The following is a 16,323-nucleotide window of genomic DNA, read 5'->3' on the forward strand; positions in this document are numbered from 1 at the left end:
CGATGCCGCGACATTCAGCCTATTCCATCCAGGCGCCCTCCGCCGTCGTCATGGTGCGTCCGCACTATTTTACCGTGAACACGGAAACGGCGGCCGACAACCATTTCCAGACCAGCCAGGACACGAGGGAGGATCTGTCGTCCGTCGCGCATAGTGAAATAACCGAGGCAGCCGACACGCTCGGACGTCACGGCCTCGACGTGCATCTCTTCGAGGATACCGGTCGGCAGACGCCGGATTCGGTCTTTCCCAACAACTGGTTCTCCACCCATGCCGGCGGTCACGTCGCGATCTACCCGATGAAGGCCGTCAGCCGCCGCCGCGAACGGCGCAGCGACGTCATCGAAATGCTGAAGACCCGTTATCGGGTGCAGGAGGTCATCGACTATTCGGGCCTTGAACCCGACGGGCTCTTTCTCGAGGGCACCGGTGCCATGGTCCTCGATCACATCGACCGGGTCGCCTATGCGGTGCGCTCCGACCGCACCGATCCGATCACGCTCGAACGCTTCTCGACCCATTTCAATTACGAGCCGATGGTGTTCGACGCCCGCGACGAAAACGGCGTGTGCGTCTATCACACCAATGTCCTGATGTGCATCGCCACCGATTTCGCCATGATCGGGCTGGAGATGATGACCGATCCTGCCAGACGGCAGGAGATCATCACCAGACTGGAGCGTTCCGGCCGGAGCATCGTTGCACTCACCAACGAGCAGATTTCGCGCTTTGCCGGCAACGCCCTTGAGCTTCAAGGAAAGGATGGTCGAATCCTGGCGCTTTCGACCACGGCGCTCGCCTCTCTCGACCGGGATCAGCTTGCCGTGATCGAGGAAAGCGTCAAACCGGTCGCCCTTGATATTCCGACGATCGAAAAAGCGGGCGGATCGGTCCGTTGCACGCTGGCAGGTATCCATCTGGTACAGCGCTCATAAGCGCAGCGCGCTACGGCGTAAGCCGAATACGCAAACCAAACCCGGCTCTGTTTTTGGCGCCGCCCGCGCAATTAGCGCTTGTCATGGGTTGAACCCACGAGCATCCGACCCGTCGATTTGATGGCACTCGACCTGGTCCCGGTGATTCCTCACCAGGAGGCCGTGTTCAGCAGCGACACCGCTCGCCCACCCGCATCCACATCGGCGAGGTCTAATGCATGGCCTGCACGTATCTACGTGCGCTTTGCGCTCGCGGAGCGCTGTTTCAGGCGGCCAGATGACCCTGAGGCAAGTCGCTTACACCGGGAACGAGAACGACGCGTGTTCCAAGGGAAACGCTCGGTGGGGTGCGGACCGTCGTACTGTGCTCACCTAGTTTGAAGAGCCGTTCGTCCCGAAGCCACGGCCGCCTCATACTCGGCAGGACAATAGTGTTGCGGAACGCTATCGCCAGCAGTGTATTTCCATGCCGCAGGCGAAAGACTTTCAAATTTTCAGTGAAGTTCACGAAGCGGGATCCGAGAGAAACTACGCATATTCCGCGGGTTATGTCCACGCTACCCGGAGGCGACACGGCCTTCACGCCGGAACGCGTCGGGGCTTTTCGACATCCATTTGCGAAAGGCGCGAAAGAAGGCGCTGGGCTCCGAATAGCCAAGCTGGGCGGCAATATCGCCTATCGTCTTCGACGTGTTGAGCAGCATATCGACCGCAAGATCACGGCGTAGGTCGTCCTTGATGCCGGCATAGCTTTGCCCCTCGTCGCGCAGCCGGTGACGCAAGGTCGAGGGCGGCATGCGCATCTCTGCGGCGAGATCCGAGAACCTCTTCCATGCGGCCGGAGGCACCCTGTCCAAGCGCCGCCTGACGCTGGAAGCGAGCCCCGCGTCATAACGATAACGCACCAGGATATTGGCCGGCGCTCCCCGTAGGAACTGCTTCAGCGCCTGCTCGGTACGCGTGACCGGCAGATCCAGCATCGCACTGTCGAAGCCAAGACGGCTGATCGGCTGCGCGAATCTGACCGGCGCACCGAAGAAGAGCCGATAGTCGGCCTCCTGCTTTGGTTCGGCGCAGCGGAAATCGACAAGCCGGATCGGAATACGTCTCCCAACCAGCCAGCAGGTTATCCCATGGATGAGGATCCAGTAGGTGCGGTAGGCAAAGGCCGAACGTGGTCCGCCGGCATCCGCCAACTCGATCTGGGCAAGCCCATCCCTGACGACAAGTCTACCGCGCGGATCGTCCAACACGACGTCGAGGAAACGCAGAGCCCGGCGCAGCGCATGACCGAGTGTCGGCGCATGCAACACACAATGGCAAAGCAGGGTGAAGCTGCCGCTGCGCATCGGCCGGCCGCCCATGGCGAAAAACTCGTCATCGAGCTCTTTGGCAATGGCAAGCCAGAGGGCGCCATAAGTCTCAGCCGACACCGGTTGGTCAACGACGGGCGGCAGCCCTAGCGAAGAAAGCAACGGCGCCGTCGGTCGTCCCATGCGACGCAAACTGTCCAGCGCCTCCTCGACGAATGCCGGCGCGATCATGCGCCTCTCGATGTCAGCCACCAGATCCTCCACCTATGGCAAAACTGTCCGAAACAATGCAGCACTTTAGTCATCGCTTGCAATATGGCGACAGAATAGAATCCACCGACTTGGGTCGTGCCGGGAGGACGGCGCGCCTAGCAGACGATCGCAAGGTGATGGGAGCAGACCGATGCTGATCCGTGGAGGAACCTTTATCGTCACCGGCGGCGGGTCAGGCCTCGGTGCAGCAACGGCGCGCATGCTGGTTGAACATGGCGCACGCGTGATCATCGCCGACCTCAATAATGCAGCCGGAGAGGCGATCGCCGCAGAACTCGGCGCGAATGCCCGCTACCTCAAGGCCGATGTAACAAGCGCAGAGGACGGAGCCGCGGTAGTGGCAACCGCGCTGGAGTCCTTTGGCGGCCTGAGCGGGCTCGTGAACTGCGCCGGCGTGGCGCCGGGCGAGAAGATCATCGGCCGCGACGGCCCACACGGCCTTGACAGTTTCGTGCGGACGATCGGCATCAACCTCGTCGGCACCTTCAACATGATCCGCCTTGCGGCAGCGGCCATCCAGCATCAGCAGGCGGATACCGAGGGTGAGCGTGGCGTCATCATCAATACAGCCTCGATCGCCGCCTTCGACGGACAAGTCGGACAGGCGGCATACGCCGCGTCCAAGGGTGGCATCGCCTCGATGACGCTTCCGATCGCACGCGAGCTGGCGCGTCACGGCATTCGCGTCGTGTCGATCGCCCCTGGCATTTTCGAGACGCCGATGATGGCGGGTATGCCACACGAGGTGCAGGAAGCGCTCGGCAAGAGCGTTCCCTTCCCGCCGCGCCTCGGCAGGCCGGCAGAATTTGCAGCACTTGTGCGCCATATATGTGAAAACAACATGCTGAACGGCGAGGTCATCCGCCTCGACGGCGCACTTCGTATGAGCGCGCGCTGAGTGTTCGGTACAGGAGGCTTGAACATGGTTATGCAGGACCCTGTCGTCATTGTCGCAACGGCGCGCACGCCGATCGGCGGTTTCCAAGGTGAGCTCAAGGAGGCAAAGGCGCCCGACCTTGGAGCAGCTGCCATCCGCGCAGCACTCCAACGCGCGAAGGTGGCCCCGGACGCCATCGACGAGGTCGTCTTCGGCTGCGTGCTGCCGGCCGGCCAGGGGCAAGCGCCCGCCCGGCAGGCAGCGATCGGTGCAGGTCTGCCCTTCTCCACTGGTGCAACGACCGTCAACAAGATGTGTGGTTCCGGCATGAAGGCAGTCATGTTGACCCATGATCTCCTGGCGGCTGGCAGCGCCACCGTCGGCGTCGCCGGCGGCATGGAAAGCATGACCAATGCGCCCTATCTTCTTGATCGTGCCCGTGGCGGTTACAGGCTCGGCCACGGCCGCGTCATCGATCATATGTTCCTCGACGGGCTGGAGGATGCTTATGACAAGGGACGTTTGATGGGCACCTTTGCGGAGGACTGTGCCGAAGCTTACCAGTTCACGCGCGAGGCGCAGGATCGTTACGCAGTGGCGTCACTCATGCGCGCTCAAAACGCCATCGATGCCGGCTACTTCGACGCCGAGATCACGCCGGTCGCAGTCGCTTCGGGAAAGGCCGAGCATACGGTCAGCCGGGATGAACAGCCAGGCAAGGCGAAGATCGACAAGATACCCCTCCTCAAGCCAGCCTTTCGTGACGGCGGGACCGTGACGGCCGCCAATTCCAGCTCGATTTCCGACGGTGCCGCCGCTCTCGTGCTGATGCGTCGTTCCGAAGCCGAACGCCGGGGATTGCCACCGCTTGCGACAATCACCGGCCACACCACACATTCGCAGGCGCCCAGTCTTTTTGCCACCGCTCCGATCGGCGCCTTGCAGACACTTTCCGATCGCACAGGCTGGCCGCTTGATACCGTCGATCTCTTCGAGATCAACGAGGCATTTGCCGTCGTCGCCATGGCTGCGATGCGCGACCTCCATCTGCCGGATGAAAAGGTCAATGTGCATGGCGGCGCCTGCGCGCTTGGCCACCCGATCGGCGCATCCGGCGCACGCATTCTCGTCACGCTGCTTGCCGCGCTGGAGCGCTACGACCTGAAACGTGGCATGGCAGCTCTATGCATCGGCGGCGGTGAGGCAACCGCTGTCGCCATAGAGCGCCACTAGGAAAGGCAGGGAGGAGACAAGCATGATCCTTTCCGAACTGCAGCAGCAAATCCGCGATCTCGCCAGAGATTTCGCCCGCGAGCGGCTTGCCCCCGGAGCGGCTGCCCGTGACCGCGAGCACAGGTTTGCGCGCGAGGAACTCGCAGAGATGGGTGAACTCGGCCTGCTCGGCATGCTGGTCCCGGAACAGTATGATGGCTCCGACACCGGCACGCTTGCCTATGCAGCCGCACTGGAAGAGATCGCGGCCGGCGACGGACCGTGCTCCACCATCATGAGCGTCCACAGCTCGGTCGCCTGCGTACCGATCCTGAAGTTCGGTACCGAAGAGCAGAAGCAGCGCTTCCTGCCGAAGCTTGCCAGCGGCGAATGGATCGGCGGCTTTGCGCTGACGGAACCGCAAGCGGGTTCGGACGCGTCCAATCTACGCACTCGCGCCCGCCGCAATGGCGATCACTACGTTCTCGACGGCGCCAAGCAGTTCATCACCTCGGGCAAGAACGGCCAGATGATCATCGTCTTTGCGGTGACAGATCCGGACGCCGGCAAGAAGGGGATCACCGCCTTCATCGTACCAACCGACACACCTGGCTACGAAGTGATCCGCGTCGAGGAAAAACTCGGGCTGCATTCGACCGACACCTGCCAGATCGCCTTCAACGGCATGCGGATCCCCGCTGAGTTGAGGTTGGGCGCGGAGGGCGAGGGATACCGGATAGCACTGGCGAACCTCGAAGGTGGGCGTATCGGCATTGGCGCTCAGGCTGTTGGCATGGCGCGTGCAGCTTTTGAGGCGGCGCGCGACTATGCGCGTGAACGCACGGCCTTCGGCAAGGCGATCATGGAACATCAGGCCGTGGCCTTCCGGCTGGCTGACATGGCGACCCAGATCGAAGCCGCACGTCAGCTCGTCTTTCACGCAGCAGCGTTGCGCGACAATGGTCTGCCGTGCCTTTCGGAGGCATCGATGGCCAAGCTTTTCGCATCCGAGATGGCAGAGCGGGTCTGTTCGGACGCGATCCAGATTCATGGGGGCTACGGCTACATGGCCGATTATCCCGTCGAGCGGATCTATCGGGATGTCCGCATCTGTCAGATTTACGAAGGAACGAGCGATGTGCAGAGAATGGTGATCGCGCGCAATCTATAAGAACAAGAACTGCGGCATTCCGTTTCTGAGGAGAGAAGCGGACATCGCAGCTGGGAGGGAAAAACGATATGACGGACACAGCTCAACTGAGCCTCCACGTTCCGGAACCTGCCGTCCGACCGGGCGGCCAACCCGATTTCTCCAACGTGAAGATTGCCAAGGCGGGCGTGGTGCCGCGCCCCGAAATCAACGTTGCGCCAGAGGAGATCCGCGACCTCGCCTATTCGATCATCCGTGTGCTCAACCGGGAGGGAGAGGCCGTCGGCCCATGGTCGGGTATGCTTTCCGACGAAGAGCTGTTGACCGGCCTGCGCAACATGATGAAGCTTCGCGCCTTCGATGCGCGGATGCTGATGGCACAGCGTCAGGGAAAAACGTCCTTCTACATGCAGCACCTTGGCGAGGAGGCCGTCAGCTGCGCCTTCCGCAAGGCGCTCCGCAAAGGCGACATGAACTTCCCGACCTATCGGCAAGCGGGCCTCCTGATTGCGGACGACTACCCGATGGTCGAGATGATGAACCAGATCTTCTCGAACGAAAGCGATCCGCTGCACGGCCGCCAGCTGCCGATCATGTATTCGTCGAAGGAGCACGGTTTCTTCACGATCTCCGGCAACCTCGCGACGCAATATGTGCAGGCAGTCGGATGGGCAATGGCGTCAGCCATCAAGAACGACAGGAGGATCGCGGCGGGTTGGATCGGAGATGGCTCCACTGCCGAATCCGACTTCCACTCCGCACTGGTCTTTGCCTCCACATACAAGGCACCAGTGATCCTCAATATCGTCAACAATCAGTGGGCGATTTCCACTTTCCAGGGCATTGCGCGTGGCGGCTCCGGCACGTTTGCCGCACGTGGGCTTGGCTTCGGTATTCCGGCGCTGCGGGTCGACGGCAACGATTATCTCGCCGTCCACGCCGTCGCCTGCTGGGCGGCCGAGCGTGCAAGGCGAAATCTCGGCCCGACCCTGATTGAATATGTCACCTATCGCGTCGGCGCTCATTCGACGTCGGACGATCCAAGCGCCTATCGACCGAAGACCGAGTCCGAGGCTTGGCCGCTTGGCGACCCGGTACTGCGCCTGAAGAAGCATCTGATCGTCAGGGGCGTCTGGTCGGAAGAGCGCCACGTGCAGGCCGAAGCGGAAATCGTGGACGAGGTGATCGAAGCCCAGAAGCAGGCGGAGCATCATGGCACGCTGCATGCCGGCGGCAAGCCGTCCGTGCGCGACATCTTCGAAGGCGTCTACGCGGAAATGCCGCCGCACATTCGTCGCCAACGGCAGAAGGCAGGTTTCTGACATGGCCAGAATGACGATGATTGAAGCGGTGCGCAGCGCCATGGACGTGTCGATGGCGCGCGACGACAATGTGGTCGTCTTCGGCGAGGACGTCGGATACTTCGGCGGCGTGTTTCGCTGCACCCAGGGACTGCAGGCGAAGTACGGCAAGACACGATGCTTCGATACGCCGATCAGTGAATCCGGCATTGTCGGTACTGCCATCGGCATGGCCGCCTACGGCCTGAAGCCCTGCGTCGAGATCCAGTTCGCCGATTACATGTATCCGGCCTACGACCAGATCACGCAGGAGGCGGCGCGCATCCGCTATCGCTCGAACGGCGACTTCACATGCCCGATCGTCCTTCGCATGCCGACCGGTGGCGGCATCTTCGGCGGCCAGACCCACAGCCAGAGTCCGGAAGCGCTCTTCACTCACGTCTGCGGCTTGAAGGTTATCGTGCCTTCCAATCCCTATGATGCAAAAGGCCTGCTTATTGCCGCCATCGAGGATCCGGATCCCGTGATGTTCCTGGAGCCGAAGCGGCTCTACAACGGCCCGTTCGACGGGCATCACGAACGACCCGTCACACCCTGGTCGAAGCACGACCTCGGCGAGGTACCGGAGGGGCACTATTCAATTCCGATCGGCAAGGCTGAGGTCCGGCGCTCGGGATCTGCCGTGACGGTAATCGCCTACGGCACGATGGTGCATGTCGCGCTTGCCGCTGCTGAAGACACGGGCATCGATGCCGAAGTGATCGACCTGCGCAGCCTGTTGCCGCTGGATCTTGATACGATCGTGCAATCCGTCAACAAAACCGGACGTTGCGTGGTCGTTCACGAAGCGACGCTGACCTCGGGGTTCGGCGCGGAGATCGTATCCCTCGTGCAGGAACATTGCTTTTACCGTCTGGAAGCCCCCGTGGTGCGCGTCGCCGGTTGGGATACGCCCTATCCGCACGCACAGGAGTGGGACTACTTTCCCGGCCCCGGGCGCGTCGGGCGCGCGCTTGCCGAAGTCATGGAGGCCTGACGCATGGGCGAATTTATTATCAAGATGCCCGATGTCGGCGAAGGCGTGGCCGAGGCCGAACTTGTCGAATGGCACGTCAAGGCGGGCGACCCGGTCAAGGAGGATATGGTCATCGCCGCCGTCATGACCGACAAGGCGACGGTCGAGATCCCCTCGCCAGTCACCGGAACCGTCGTCTGGCTGGGCGCTGAAATCGGCGACAAGATCGCCGTCAAGGCGCCGCTTGTCCGGATTGAGACGAATGGTGGTGATGCGACTGCCCAAGTCGAAGCGCGCCCTGCCGAAGCAGCGGCCAAAACTCCCGACAGTCGGCCCCCTGCCATTGAGCCGGACACCACGCCTGCGCCGAAGGCCACCAGTGCTCCACGCCCCGAGGCTCCGGCAGAAAGGCCGCTGGCGTCACCATCCGTGCGGCTCTTTGCAAGGGAAAGCGGCGTCGACCTGCGTCAACTGAAGGGATCTGGTCCCGCCGGCCGCATTCTTCGCGAAGATGTCGAACAATTCATCGCGCGTGGCGAGCTGCCTTCCCTTCAGCCGGCCATGGCGAAGAAGACCTCGGCCGAAGAGATCAAGCTCACCGGTCTCAGGCGCCGCATCGCTGAAAAAATGTCGCTCTCGACCTCCCGCATTCCTCACATCACCTATGTCGAGGAAGTCGACGTGACCGCGCTTGAGGAGTTGCGGGCTACCATGAATCGCGACCGCAAGCCCGAGCAACCGAAGCTCACGGTCCTGCCGTTCCTGATGCGGGCGATCGTAAAAGCGGTCGCCGAGCAACCGAACGTCAACGCGACCTTTGACGACGAGAAGGGCATCCTCACCCGTCACGGTGCCGTCCATATCGGTATTGCCGCGCAGACGCCTGCCGGGCTTGTCGTCCCGGTCGTGAGGAACGCCGAGGCGCGCGGCATCTGGGATTGCGCCACCGAGATGGGGCGCCTGGCGGAAGCTGCGCGCGCTGGTACCGCGACCCGCGACGAGCTTGGCGGTTCGACCATCACCATCAGTTCGCTTGGTGCGCTCGGCGGCATCGTCTCGACACCTGTCATCAACCATCCGGAAGTCGCAATCGTCGGTGTGAATAAGATTGCCGTGCGACCGGCCTGGGATGGAACCCAGTTCGTACCGCGCAAGATGATGAATCTGTCCTCGAGTTTTGATCATCGCATCATCGACGGATGGGATGCAGCCACCTTCGTCCAACGCGTCCGGGTTCTTCTCGAAACACCCGCCCTCATCTTCATCGAAGGCTAGGATCCATGAAAGAGATCGTCTGCAAGCTTCTCGTCATCGGCGCCGGACCGGGGGGCTACGTCTGCGCTATCAGGGCCGGACAACTCGGCCTCGACACCGTCATCGTTGAAGCCGACAAGCCAGGCGGCACCTGCCTGAACGTCGGCTGCATTCCGTCAAAGGCCCTTATTCACGCAGCCGAGGAGTTTGGCGCCACTAAACAGATGCTCTCCGGAAAGAACACGATGGGCATCCGTGTCGAGGGCGCATCGATCGACCTTGCAAAAACCATCAGCTGGAAGGACGGCATCGTTGGCCGGCTGAATGGAGGCGTCTCCGCCCTGCTGCAGAAAGCTAGGGTCAAGATCGTTCACGGTCGCGCGGCCTTCCGCGATGGCAAAACGGTGGAGGTCGAGACCGAGGTGGGCATACAGGTCATTCGTGCCGAGACAGTGGTGATCGCGACAGGTTCCGAACCTGTGGAACTCGCAGCCCTGCCCTTCCAAGGTCGTGTCATCTCGTCCACGGAGGCGCTTTCCCTGGCCGAATTGCCGAGGCGACTCGTTGTCGTGGGCGGAGGCTATATCGGCCTCGAACTCGGTACGGCGTTCGCCAAGCTGGGCTCGGACGTAACAGTCGTTGAAGCCATGCAGCAGATACTGCCGCAATATGATGCCGATCTCGTGCGGCCGGTTGCACGACGGCTTGGCGAGCTTGGCGTTCGCGTCCTGACAGGTGCAAAGGCGAAGGGCCTGGCCGACGACGGCAATGCGCTGTCCGTCGAGACCTCGGACGGCCAGCAACAGCTGCTTCCGGCCGACCGCATACTGATTACCGTTGGTCGCCGCCCGAAAATTGCAGGATCGGGGATCGAGGAGCTCGATCTCGATCGTGCCGGGCCATACCTGCGCATCGACGATCGCTGCCGCACCTCGATGCGCGGCGTCTACGCGATTGGCGATATCACCGGCGAACCGATGCTGGCCCATCGCGCCATGGCGCAGGGGGAAATGGTCGCAGAGATTGTTGCCGGCAAGAAGCGCGCCTGGGACAAACGCTGCATCCCAGCGATCTGCTTTACCGATCCGGAAATCGTAACGGCGGGGCTTTCACCGGACGAGGCTCGCGCTCAAGGCTACGCGATCCGTGTCGGGCAATTCCCGTTCAGCGCAAATGGCCGCGCAATGACGATGCTGTCCGAGGAAGGCTTCGTGCGCGTCGTCGCGCGCGCCGATACCGGCCTTGTTCTTGGCCTGCAAGCCGTCGGTGCCGGCGTGTCCGAACTCTCGGCTGGCTTTGCGCTGGCAATCGAGATGGGGACGCGGCTGGAAGACCTCGCCGGCACAATCCATGCGCATCCGACGCGCAGCGAGGCTGTCCAGGAAGCAGCGTTGAAGGCCTTGGGGCATGCGTTGCACATCTGAACGCCGTTTTGACGCAAGGTAGGCTCTCTGGCAGAACGATATCTGTTTGGACACGCCGCGTTATCTGTTAGCTAGCGCTCCAATCACGACCGGAGCAATTAAAGAATGGCCGCCGCATTCTACCGAGACTATATCGTCGACTTGAAAGTCAGGATCGACGACCTTCACACCAACGCGGAGCGCTATCAAACCTACGAGTTGACGATGGAATTGCTGGCACAGAAGAACCTCGTCAGCTACACCGAGAAGAAGGCGAAGGGACAGACAGAGGGCCTGTCTTACCGTCGCGACTTCATGACGGGTCAAGCTGTCCATATGCAGCAGCAAAACGCCCACGCCCTGTTTAGCGGATTTTTCAATCTCGGCGAGTTTCTGGCCTTTACCGGAGAGAGACGTGAGCAGGACGCGAAGCAGTTTGCAGAGCTTTTGACCGACCACTGGCAGTATCCGACATGCGCCGTGCATTTCGTTTTCCGTCAGAAGGGACAGCCAAAGACAGCGTCGATGAAGATGCATTTTGTCGGACTGAACGGCGAGGCCGATGCAGCAGCCTACGAAGACGCGGCTGAGCGGGCAAAGCGGCTGGTGCAACACCGCCCCTTCTCGTCAGATCTGTTCTGGGAATGGAAGTAAGGAACGGCCGCGGACCGGCTATCGACAGGACCCGATAGAATTTTGCCGTTGACCACGCATCACGGATTGTCCGTCGAACCATGATCGTGGTGGGCGGTCGTGTCTTCGTGGTCGTGAACATGGGTTGCTTCGGGTTGGGCGCGTAGGTCCGCGATCTCAGCCGATTTCTTTGCCAGATACGATATCAGATCTGCAGTATCGGTCGCCGACATGCCCAGGTTCGGCATACGCACGCCTTTGAACTTTGCATCGAGGTCCGCCAGCGTTTGATCATTCTCGGCCCTGAGCCGGGCGGGATTCATGATCATTTGCCCCAGCCATTGCCGATCGCGCCTGACAGTAACGTCAAGAAGGTCCGGGCCGATGCGGTCGCCAACTCCAACCGTGTGACAGGGCGCACAGATCTTCTTAAACAGGATTTGTCCCGGTTCCCGCTCCAGCTTCAGGCCATGATGGTCGGTGGCCGGAGCCAATGCCATGGCCGGAGCGTAGTGGCCCTCGCGCCAGGCCGGATCCATGTCGCGGATCGCCAGTTCGACATTTTCGATGTCGGCAAACGGCGAGTTCCTGGCCCACTCTCCGGTACTGTCGTTGCCGAGCACGATCTCGTTTCGATGGTCGGTTGCAACCTCGCTTTTGTTTCCAAGCTTCGCGTTGATGGCGCGAATCTCATCGGGCTTGCCGGTGATAAACGTCCACCCAGGCCCCTTGTAGAAGGCGTCGGCGAAAGCTTTCAATTTATCGGGCGTGTCGTTTTCGGGATCGACCGTGATCGATATCACGAAAATCTTCTTGCCGATCTGATCCTGGATCCTATCAACGACCTGGGTTATGCGCGCGGTCGTCAGCGGACAAAGGTCGGTGCAGCTGGTGAAAATGAAGCTGATCAGGACGATCTTGCCCTTGATCAGGTCGTCATAGAAATGCACCGTCTCGCCGTTCTGGGTGAGAACCTCGGTGTTGGGAAAATAGTCTTTGCCCCAACGTGAACTGGCGGCTGCAACATCTCCGCACAACGCGGACAGAACGGCAGCGGCAGCCAGCAGAAACACAGACCCGCGCTTCATGAAAGCCCTCCGGAACGGATCCAGTGATGTGATTGGGCTGCACAGTTTGCGCAGCCCATCATGGCGTGGGGTTGGTATTCAGCTGCGCTTGAACCTGGGATTGGGTATTCGTCCATCCCTTCGGTGCGCCTTCCGGCAGAATTTCAGGCGTGGTGAAGAACACACCATCCGGGGTCGGATTGGGTGTTGGCGTCACTGCGGCCTGCGGCGTTCCGGCAATACCAGTCAGCAACTGAACCCGCGCCAGCATCGCGAAATCCTCATGGACCGTATTGTGGCAATGGTTGACATAGGATCCACCGAACTCGCCGAACTGGATCTGGAAGGTAACGCTGCCACTTTCTCCAAGCCGCCAGACATCCTTTCTCACCAGGTTCTCGGTCGGCGGCGGTGCCGCACCGTTGCGCAGCATCGTTATGCCTTCCTCGAAATGCAGATGAATGGGATGATCCCATCCGCCGCCGCCGTTCTTGTAGGTCCAGTGCTCGACTTCACCAGCTTTGGGAATGAGCAGGGAAATCCTGTTGGCGTTCATCGAGTGCGAGGACTCGCCGTTGATACGAATGGTCCAGGGGAAACTTACATACTCACCGCAATCGGGCGTGCATCCATTCGGCCCGCGCGAATCTCCGCTCCCAGACCTACCGAACTCGACAACGCGTGTGCGCACCGGGGTCACGATCGGGATCTGCTCCGTCAGTACTGCCGGCACCTGGCTCTTGTCGGGGTCGGTGGCGCGGTGAATGACGCCGGGGACATCCACACTTTCGACAGCGCCAACAATACGGAACTCCAGCATCGGCCCGACGACGGGGTCTTCCGACGTGCCCCTAAGCGCTTTGGCGAGGCTGAGTTCCTCCTTGGGCCGCCGCCCATCCTCATGGCGCAAGTGATTGACCACCTTGATCCGGTCGCCGATCTTGAAGCCCGAGAAATCGACAATGAAATCGTAACGTTCTGCCATTCCCTGCACGGGCAGCGCCGTCATCGTTATCGGGGTAACGACAAGGTTGCCATCGTTGGCGATGAACTTGATGGGGACGGGATTGCCCTTCGCATCTGCCAGTCCGAGCTTCAGGAAGCGCGACATGCAGGCATTCAAGACGCGGAATCGATATTTGCGCGGCAGCACCTCGAAGAAGGGCGCGAACGCAAAATTGACGAGCGGAACGTCACCGAGCATCCCGTCGGTGTCGAAGATGTCGAAATAGAGCTGACCGGCCGCATCGCAAGCGCAGTCCGAGAAGATCAGATTGACGTCGAAATCCGTGTTTCCCCAGCCGAGCAGCCTGCCGCTGGGCAGCCGGAGATTGACGCCATCCGACAACTCTTCGTTGCCGCGGTCGGGACCGCTGTAGTAGTTGATGGCGCCAAGGTTGCCCTTGTAGACGTTTTCCGCCGTGAAGAAGAAACGGTGGTCGTGGGCCCACATCGATCCCTGCAACTCGCGGAAATCACCGGCGACGTTGACAAGGCCCGTGTTGTCGTCGGGGCCGGAAGCGCGCCGGTCGCCCGCCTGGGTATTGATCTTGTCGCGCCGCGCCAGTGCCGTGCTCCAGCGATAGTCGTAGAAGGTGCCCGGAAAGTGGTGCACATTCGCGGCGCCGTCGCTCTCCGCACCATTGTGGGCATTGTGGAAATGCAGCTGCGTTTCGTTTCGCCCAAAGCCATTGTTCGCGGCTCGATCGACCGGCAGGTCATTATATATGCGCGTGATGATTGGCTCGCCGTAGCGACCCTTGATCAGAAATGGCGGCAGCTCGCACTCGCCGCCCCGTCCCGACGCATAGGTCCAGCAGCTATTCGGCTGCTGGAGTGGGAAACTGTCATGGAAATAGCCGCCTCTGCCAGTTTGGGAAACCTGACCAAGACGCATGATGTACCCGACCTTCGGGAAGAATTCGTCCCATCGCTGATGGGCAAAGACCTCGCCAGGTGGACGTCCCTCAATCGGTCCTCGATGCGTCAGTGGGTTAATGAATTGCTGATTCGCGGGACCGGCGGAAAAATCCGTATGATAGGAAAGTCGCTTGGCCGGCCGCTCGCCAAGGCTCGTCGGGAAGGCCGCATGCCCCTCGGCTGTCCGTGCAATCGGTAACGGCTTCAAGTGGTTCAGCCGATGCATAGGTTGGGTGAATTTCTGGATGCCAAACAGCGGCGTGCGTGGCGTCCCGGTCGGAACGGCAGCAAAGGCGCTCTTTGCAAACGGACTGAGGCCGTTCTTGCAGGCCAGATAGCCGCTCGCCGTAAAGATGCCCCATCGGAGTAATTCCCGACGGGTGACCTGCCCCTGATTCAATGCCCTTACGATCTCTGCTCGATTTTCTCGAGCGAGTTGTGCTTCTCGTTGACGGATTCGTGACGCATCGCGAGAGATATACATTCGACCAGCCCCCAATCAAATGTAACGGTTCTATCAATATATGATTGCAATGCCACAATACGCCTTAAAACTTCCAACCACAAACGCTTATTGTAATAAGTCTGACAATATTCAGCAGCTTTCAGATTTAGATTCCAAAATTGTATTTTATGAATAGTAAGATCGTTGAGATTTCTCGCGGATTTTTGTATAGTTCACCTAGGCTTATTTAAAACGCAATCAATCAACCCGATTCGATACTGCATATTTTTTCGACACATCAGGGGCGATTACGGCGATGCCGAACTTCAGGTACCGGGCGATCGATCTCTCGGGGCAGATGCTCGAGGGTGTTTTGCAGGCAAACTCCAGCGCGCTGATGGCCGCGGAGCTCGAACGCCGGTCCCTGCTTCCAATCGACATCGAAGAGGTGAAACGAACCGGCGCTGGACTGGGCCTGTCATTCCAATCCACCCCATCCTGCGACGATGTGACGGCGTTCACCGAGGATCTCGCCGCCCTGCTTTCGGCAAGCGTCGCCCTGGATCGGGCCTTGCAGATCATCCATCAATCCACAAAGCGGCATGCTCTCAGCAGCATGACGCGCGCGCTTTGGGAAGTCGTTTCGAAGGGACACAGCTTCGCCGAAACGATCGCGGCCTATCCGGCAGCGTTTCCACCGACCTACATCAAGATGGTCGAGGTCGCAGAGGTTGCCGGCAACCTTGACGTCACGCTGCAAGTGATTGCGCAGGAGCGCCGCCGCGGACGGGAACTGAGGCAGCGTCTGACGTCAGCACTCGCCTATCCCGCATTTCTGGTACTTGCCGCCGCAGGCGTCATGTTTTTCGTCCTCACAGTTGTCATTCCCGAATTCGACAAGGCACTCGTTGGCATGGGCTCGGCGGCAAACGGATCGACATCCGTCGTCTTTGCCCTGTCGCGTGCGACCGCAGCCAACAGCACCTTGATTTCCGCCATGGGCGCGGCGGCGCTCTGCAGTATCCTCTTCATCAGCCGCAGCAAGACGGCAAAGACGATCATCGTTTCGCTCATCGGGCATCTCCCCGGCTTCGACACGCTGCTGATGCAGGAACGAGCCGTCGTCTTCTGTTCGACATTCGCCATGCTGAACAAGAGCGGCGTCGACCTTCCGACATCCCTTCGCCTTATCCGTGGCCTGATGCGCGATGGGCACTCGGCGGAGCTCGTCGCTGACGTTCTCGCCAGGGTCAGAGACGGAAGCCAACTCACGGACGCGCTTTCACGCGTCGCTTTCCTTCCTCCCTACGGGCTGCAGATGCTGCGCGTCGGCGAAACCACAGGAGATACCGGCAAAGCCGCATTAAGGGTCGCAACATATTATGAAACGCGACTCGATCGCTCGATCGCGCGTGCGACGGCGATCATCGGCCCGCTGGTTCTATTGACTGTCAGCGCGCTCATCGCCTGGATCATCGTCTCGGTCATCACGGCGTTGCTCAGCCTGAACGAACTACTGTTGTGA

General features: G+C 60.6%; 13 protein-coding genes. 10 read left to right on the forward strand and 3 right to left on the reverse strand.

Going from position 1 to position 16,323, the window contains the following annotated elements:
* Window positions 1-2 precede the first annotated feature (2 nt).
* Window positions 3-935 carry a citrulline utilization hydrolase CtlX gene (gene ctlX / locus K9B32_RS08340; protein ID WP_224561475.1) on the forward strand — a complete coding sequence of 311 codons (933 nt, stop codon included), beginning with the start codon at window positions 3-5 and terminating at the stop codon, window positions 933-935.
* Between the two features lie 557 nt (window positions 936-1,492).
* Here the strand turns inward: ctlX and K9B32_RS08345 are convergent.
* Complete coding sequence (locus tag K9B32_RS08345; RefSeq protein ID WP_224561476.1) at window positions 1,493-2,500, reverse strand: AraC family transcriptional regulator; 1,008 nt, start codon at window positions 2,498-2,500, stop codon at window positions 1,493-1,495.
* Window positions 2,501-2,651: 151 nt separating this feature from the next.
* Between K9B32_RS08345 and K9B32_RS08350 the strand changes: the two genes are divergently transcribed.
* From K9B32_RS08350 to K9B32_RS08385, 8 genes are all read left to right on the forward strand, one after another.
* The gene (locus K9B32_RS08350) at window positions 2,652-3,419 is read left to right on the forward strand and encodes a 3-hydroxyacyl-CoA dehydrogenase (RefSeq protein WP_224561477.1); all 768 of its coding nucleotides are present in this window, start codon (window positions 2,652-2,654) and stop codon (window positions 3,417-3,419) included.
* Window positions 3,420-3,443: 24 nt separating this feature from the next.
* Window positions 3,444-4,631 carry an acetyl-CoA C-acyltransferase gene (locus tag K9B32_RS08355; RefSeq protein WP_224561478.1) on the forward strand — a complete coding sequence of 396 codons (1,188 nt, stop codon included), beginning with the start codon at window positions 3,444-3,446 and terminating at the stop codon, window positions 4,629-4,631.
* 22 nt (window positions 4,632-4,653) lie between these two features.
* Window positions 4,654-5,781, forward strand: a complete 1,128-nt coding sequence (locus tag K9B32_RS08360; RefSeq protein WP_224561479.1) for an acyl-CoA dehydrogenase family protein — start codon at window positions 4,654-4,656, stop codon at window positions 5,779-5,781.
* Window positions 5,782-5,849: 68 nt separating this feature from the next.
* Window positions 5,850-7,082, forward strand: a complete 1,233-nt coding sequence (locus K9B32_RS08365) for a thiamine pyrophosphate-dependent enzyme (RefSeq protein ID WP_224561480.1) — start codon at window positions 5,850-5,852, stop codon at window positions 7,080-7,082.
* A 1-nt stretch (window position 7,083) separates the two neighbouring features.
* Complete coding sequence (locus K9B32_RS08370) at window positions 7,084-8,097, forward strand: alpha-ketoacid dehydrogenase subunit beta (RefSeq protein ID WP_007800058.1); 1,014 nt, start codon at window positions 7,084-7,086, stop codon at window positions 8,095-8,097.
* Window positions 8,098-8,100: 3 nt separating this feature from the next.
* Window positions 8,101-9,351 (forward strand): dihydrolipoamide acetyltransferase family protein, encoded by a 1,251-nt coding sequence (locus K9B32_RS08375; RefSeq protein ID WP_224561481.1) that lies wholly within the window; start codon window positions 8,101-8,103, stop codon window positions 9,349-9,351.
* Window positions 9,352-9,356: 5 nt separating this feature from the next.
* Window positions 9,357-10,754, forward strand: coding sequence for a dihydrolipoyl dehydrogenase (lpdA, locus tag K9B32_RS08380; RefSeq protein ID WP_224561482.1), 1,398 nt, complete (start codon window positions 9,357-9,359; stop codon window positions 10,752-10,754).
* 105 nt (window positions 10,755-10,859) lie between these two features.
* Window positions 10,860-11,387, forward strand: coding sequence for a hypothetical protein (locus K9B32_RS08385; RefSeq protein WP_224561483.1), 528 nt, complete (start codon window positions 10,860-10,862; stop codon window positions 11,385-11,387).
* 59 nt (window positions 11,388-11,446) lie between these two features.
* On the opposite strand, the gene K9B32_RS08390 is transcribed toward K9B32_RS08385, so the two are convergent.
* Both K9B32_RS08390 and K9B32_RS08395 read right to left on the reverse strand, forming a co-directional pair.
* A complete protein-coding gene (locus K9B32_RS08390; protein ID WP_224561484.1) occupies window positions 11,447-12,454 on the reverse strand; it encodes an SCO family protein in 1,008 nt (335 codons plus the stop codon).
* A 58-nt stretch (window positions 12,455-12,512) separates the two neighbouring features.
* Window positions 12,513-14,753 (reverse strand): multicopper oxidase family protein, encoded by a 2,241-nt coding sequence (locus K9B32_RS08395; protein WP_224561485.1) that lies wholly within the window; start codon window positions 14,751-14,753, stop codon window positions 12,513-12,515.
* 361 nt (window positions 14,754-15,114) lie between these two features.
* Here K9B32_RS08395 and K9B32_RS08400 point away from each other — a divergent pair, with 361 nt between their 5' ends.
* Entirely contained in the window at window positions 15,115-16,323 is a 1,209-nt protein-coding gene (locus K9B32_RS08400) for a type II secretion system F family protein (RefSeq protein ID WP_224561486.1), read from the forward strand.

This window comes from Rhizobium sp. 3T7 (genome assembly GCF_020166565.1).
GTDB lineage: Bacteria > Pseudomonadota > Alphaproteobacteria > Rhizobiales > Rhizobiaceae > Rhizobium.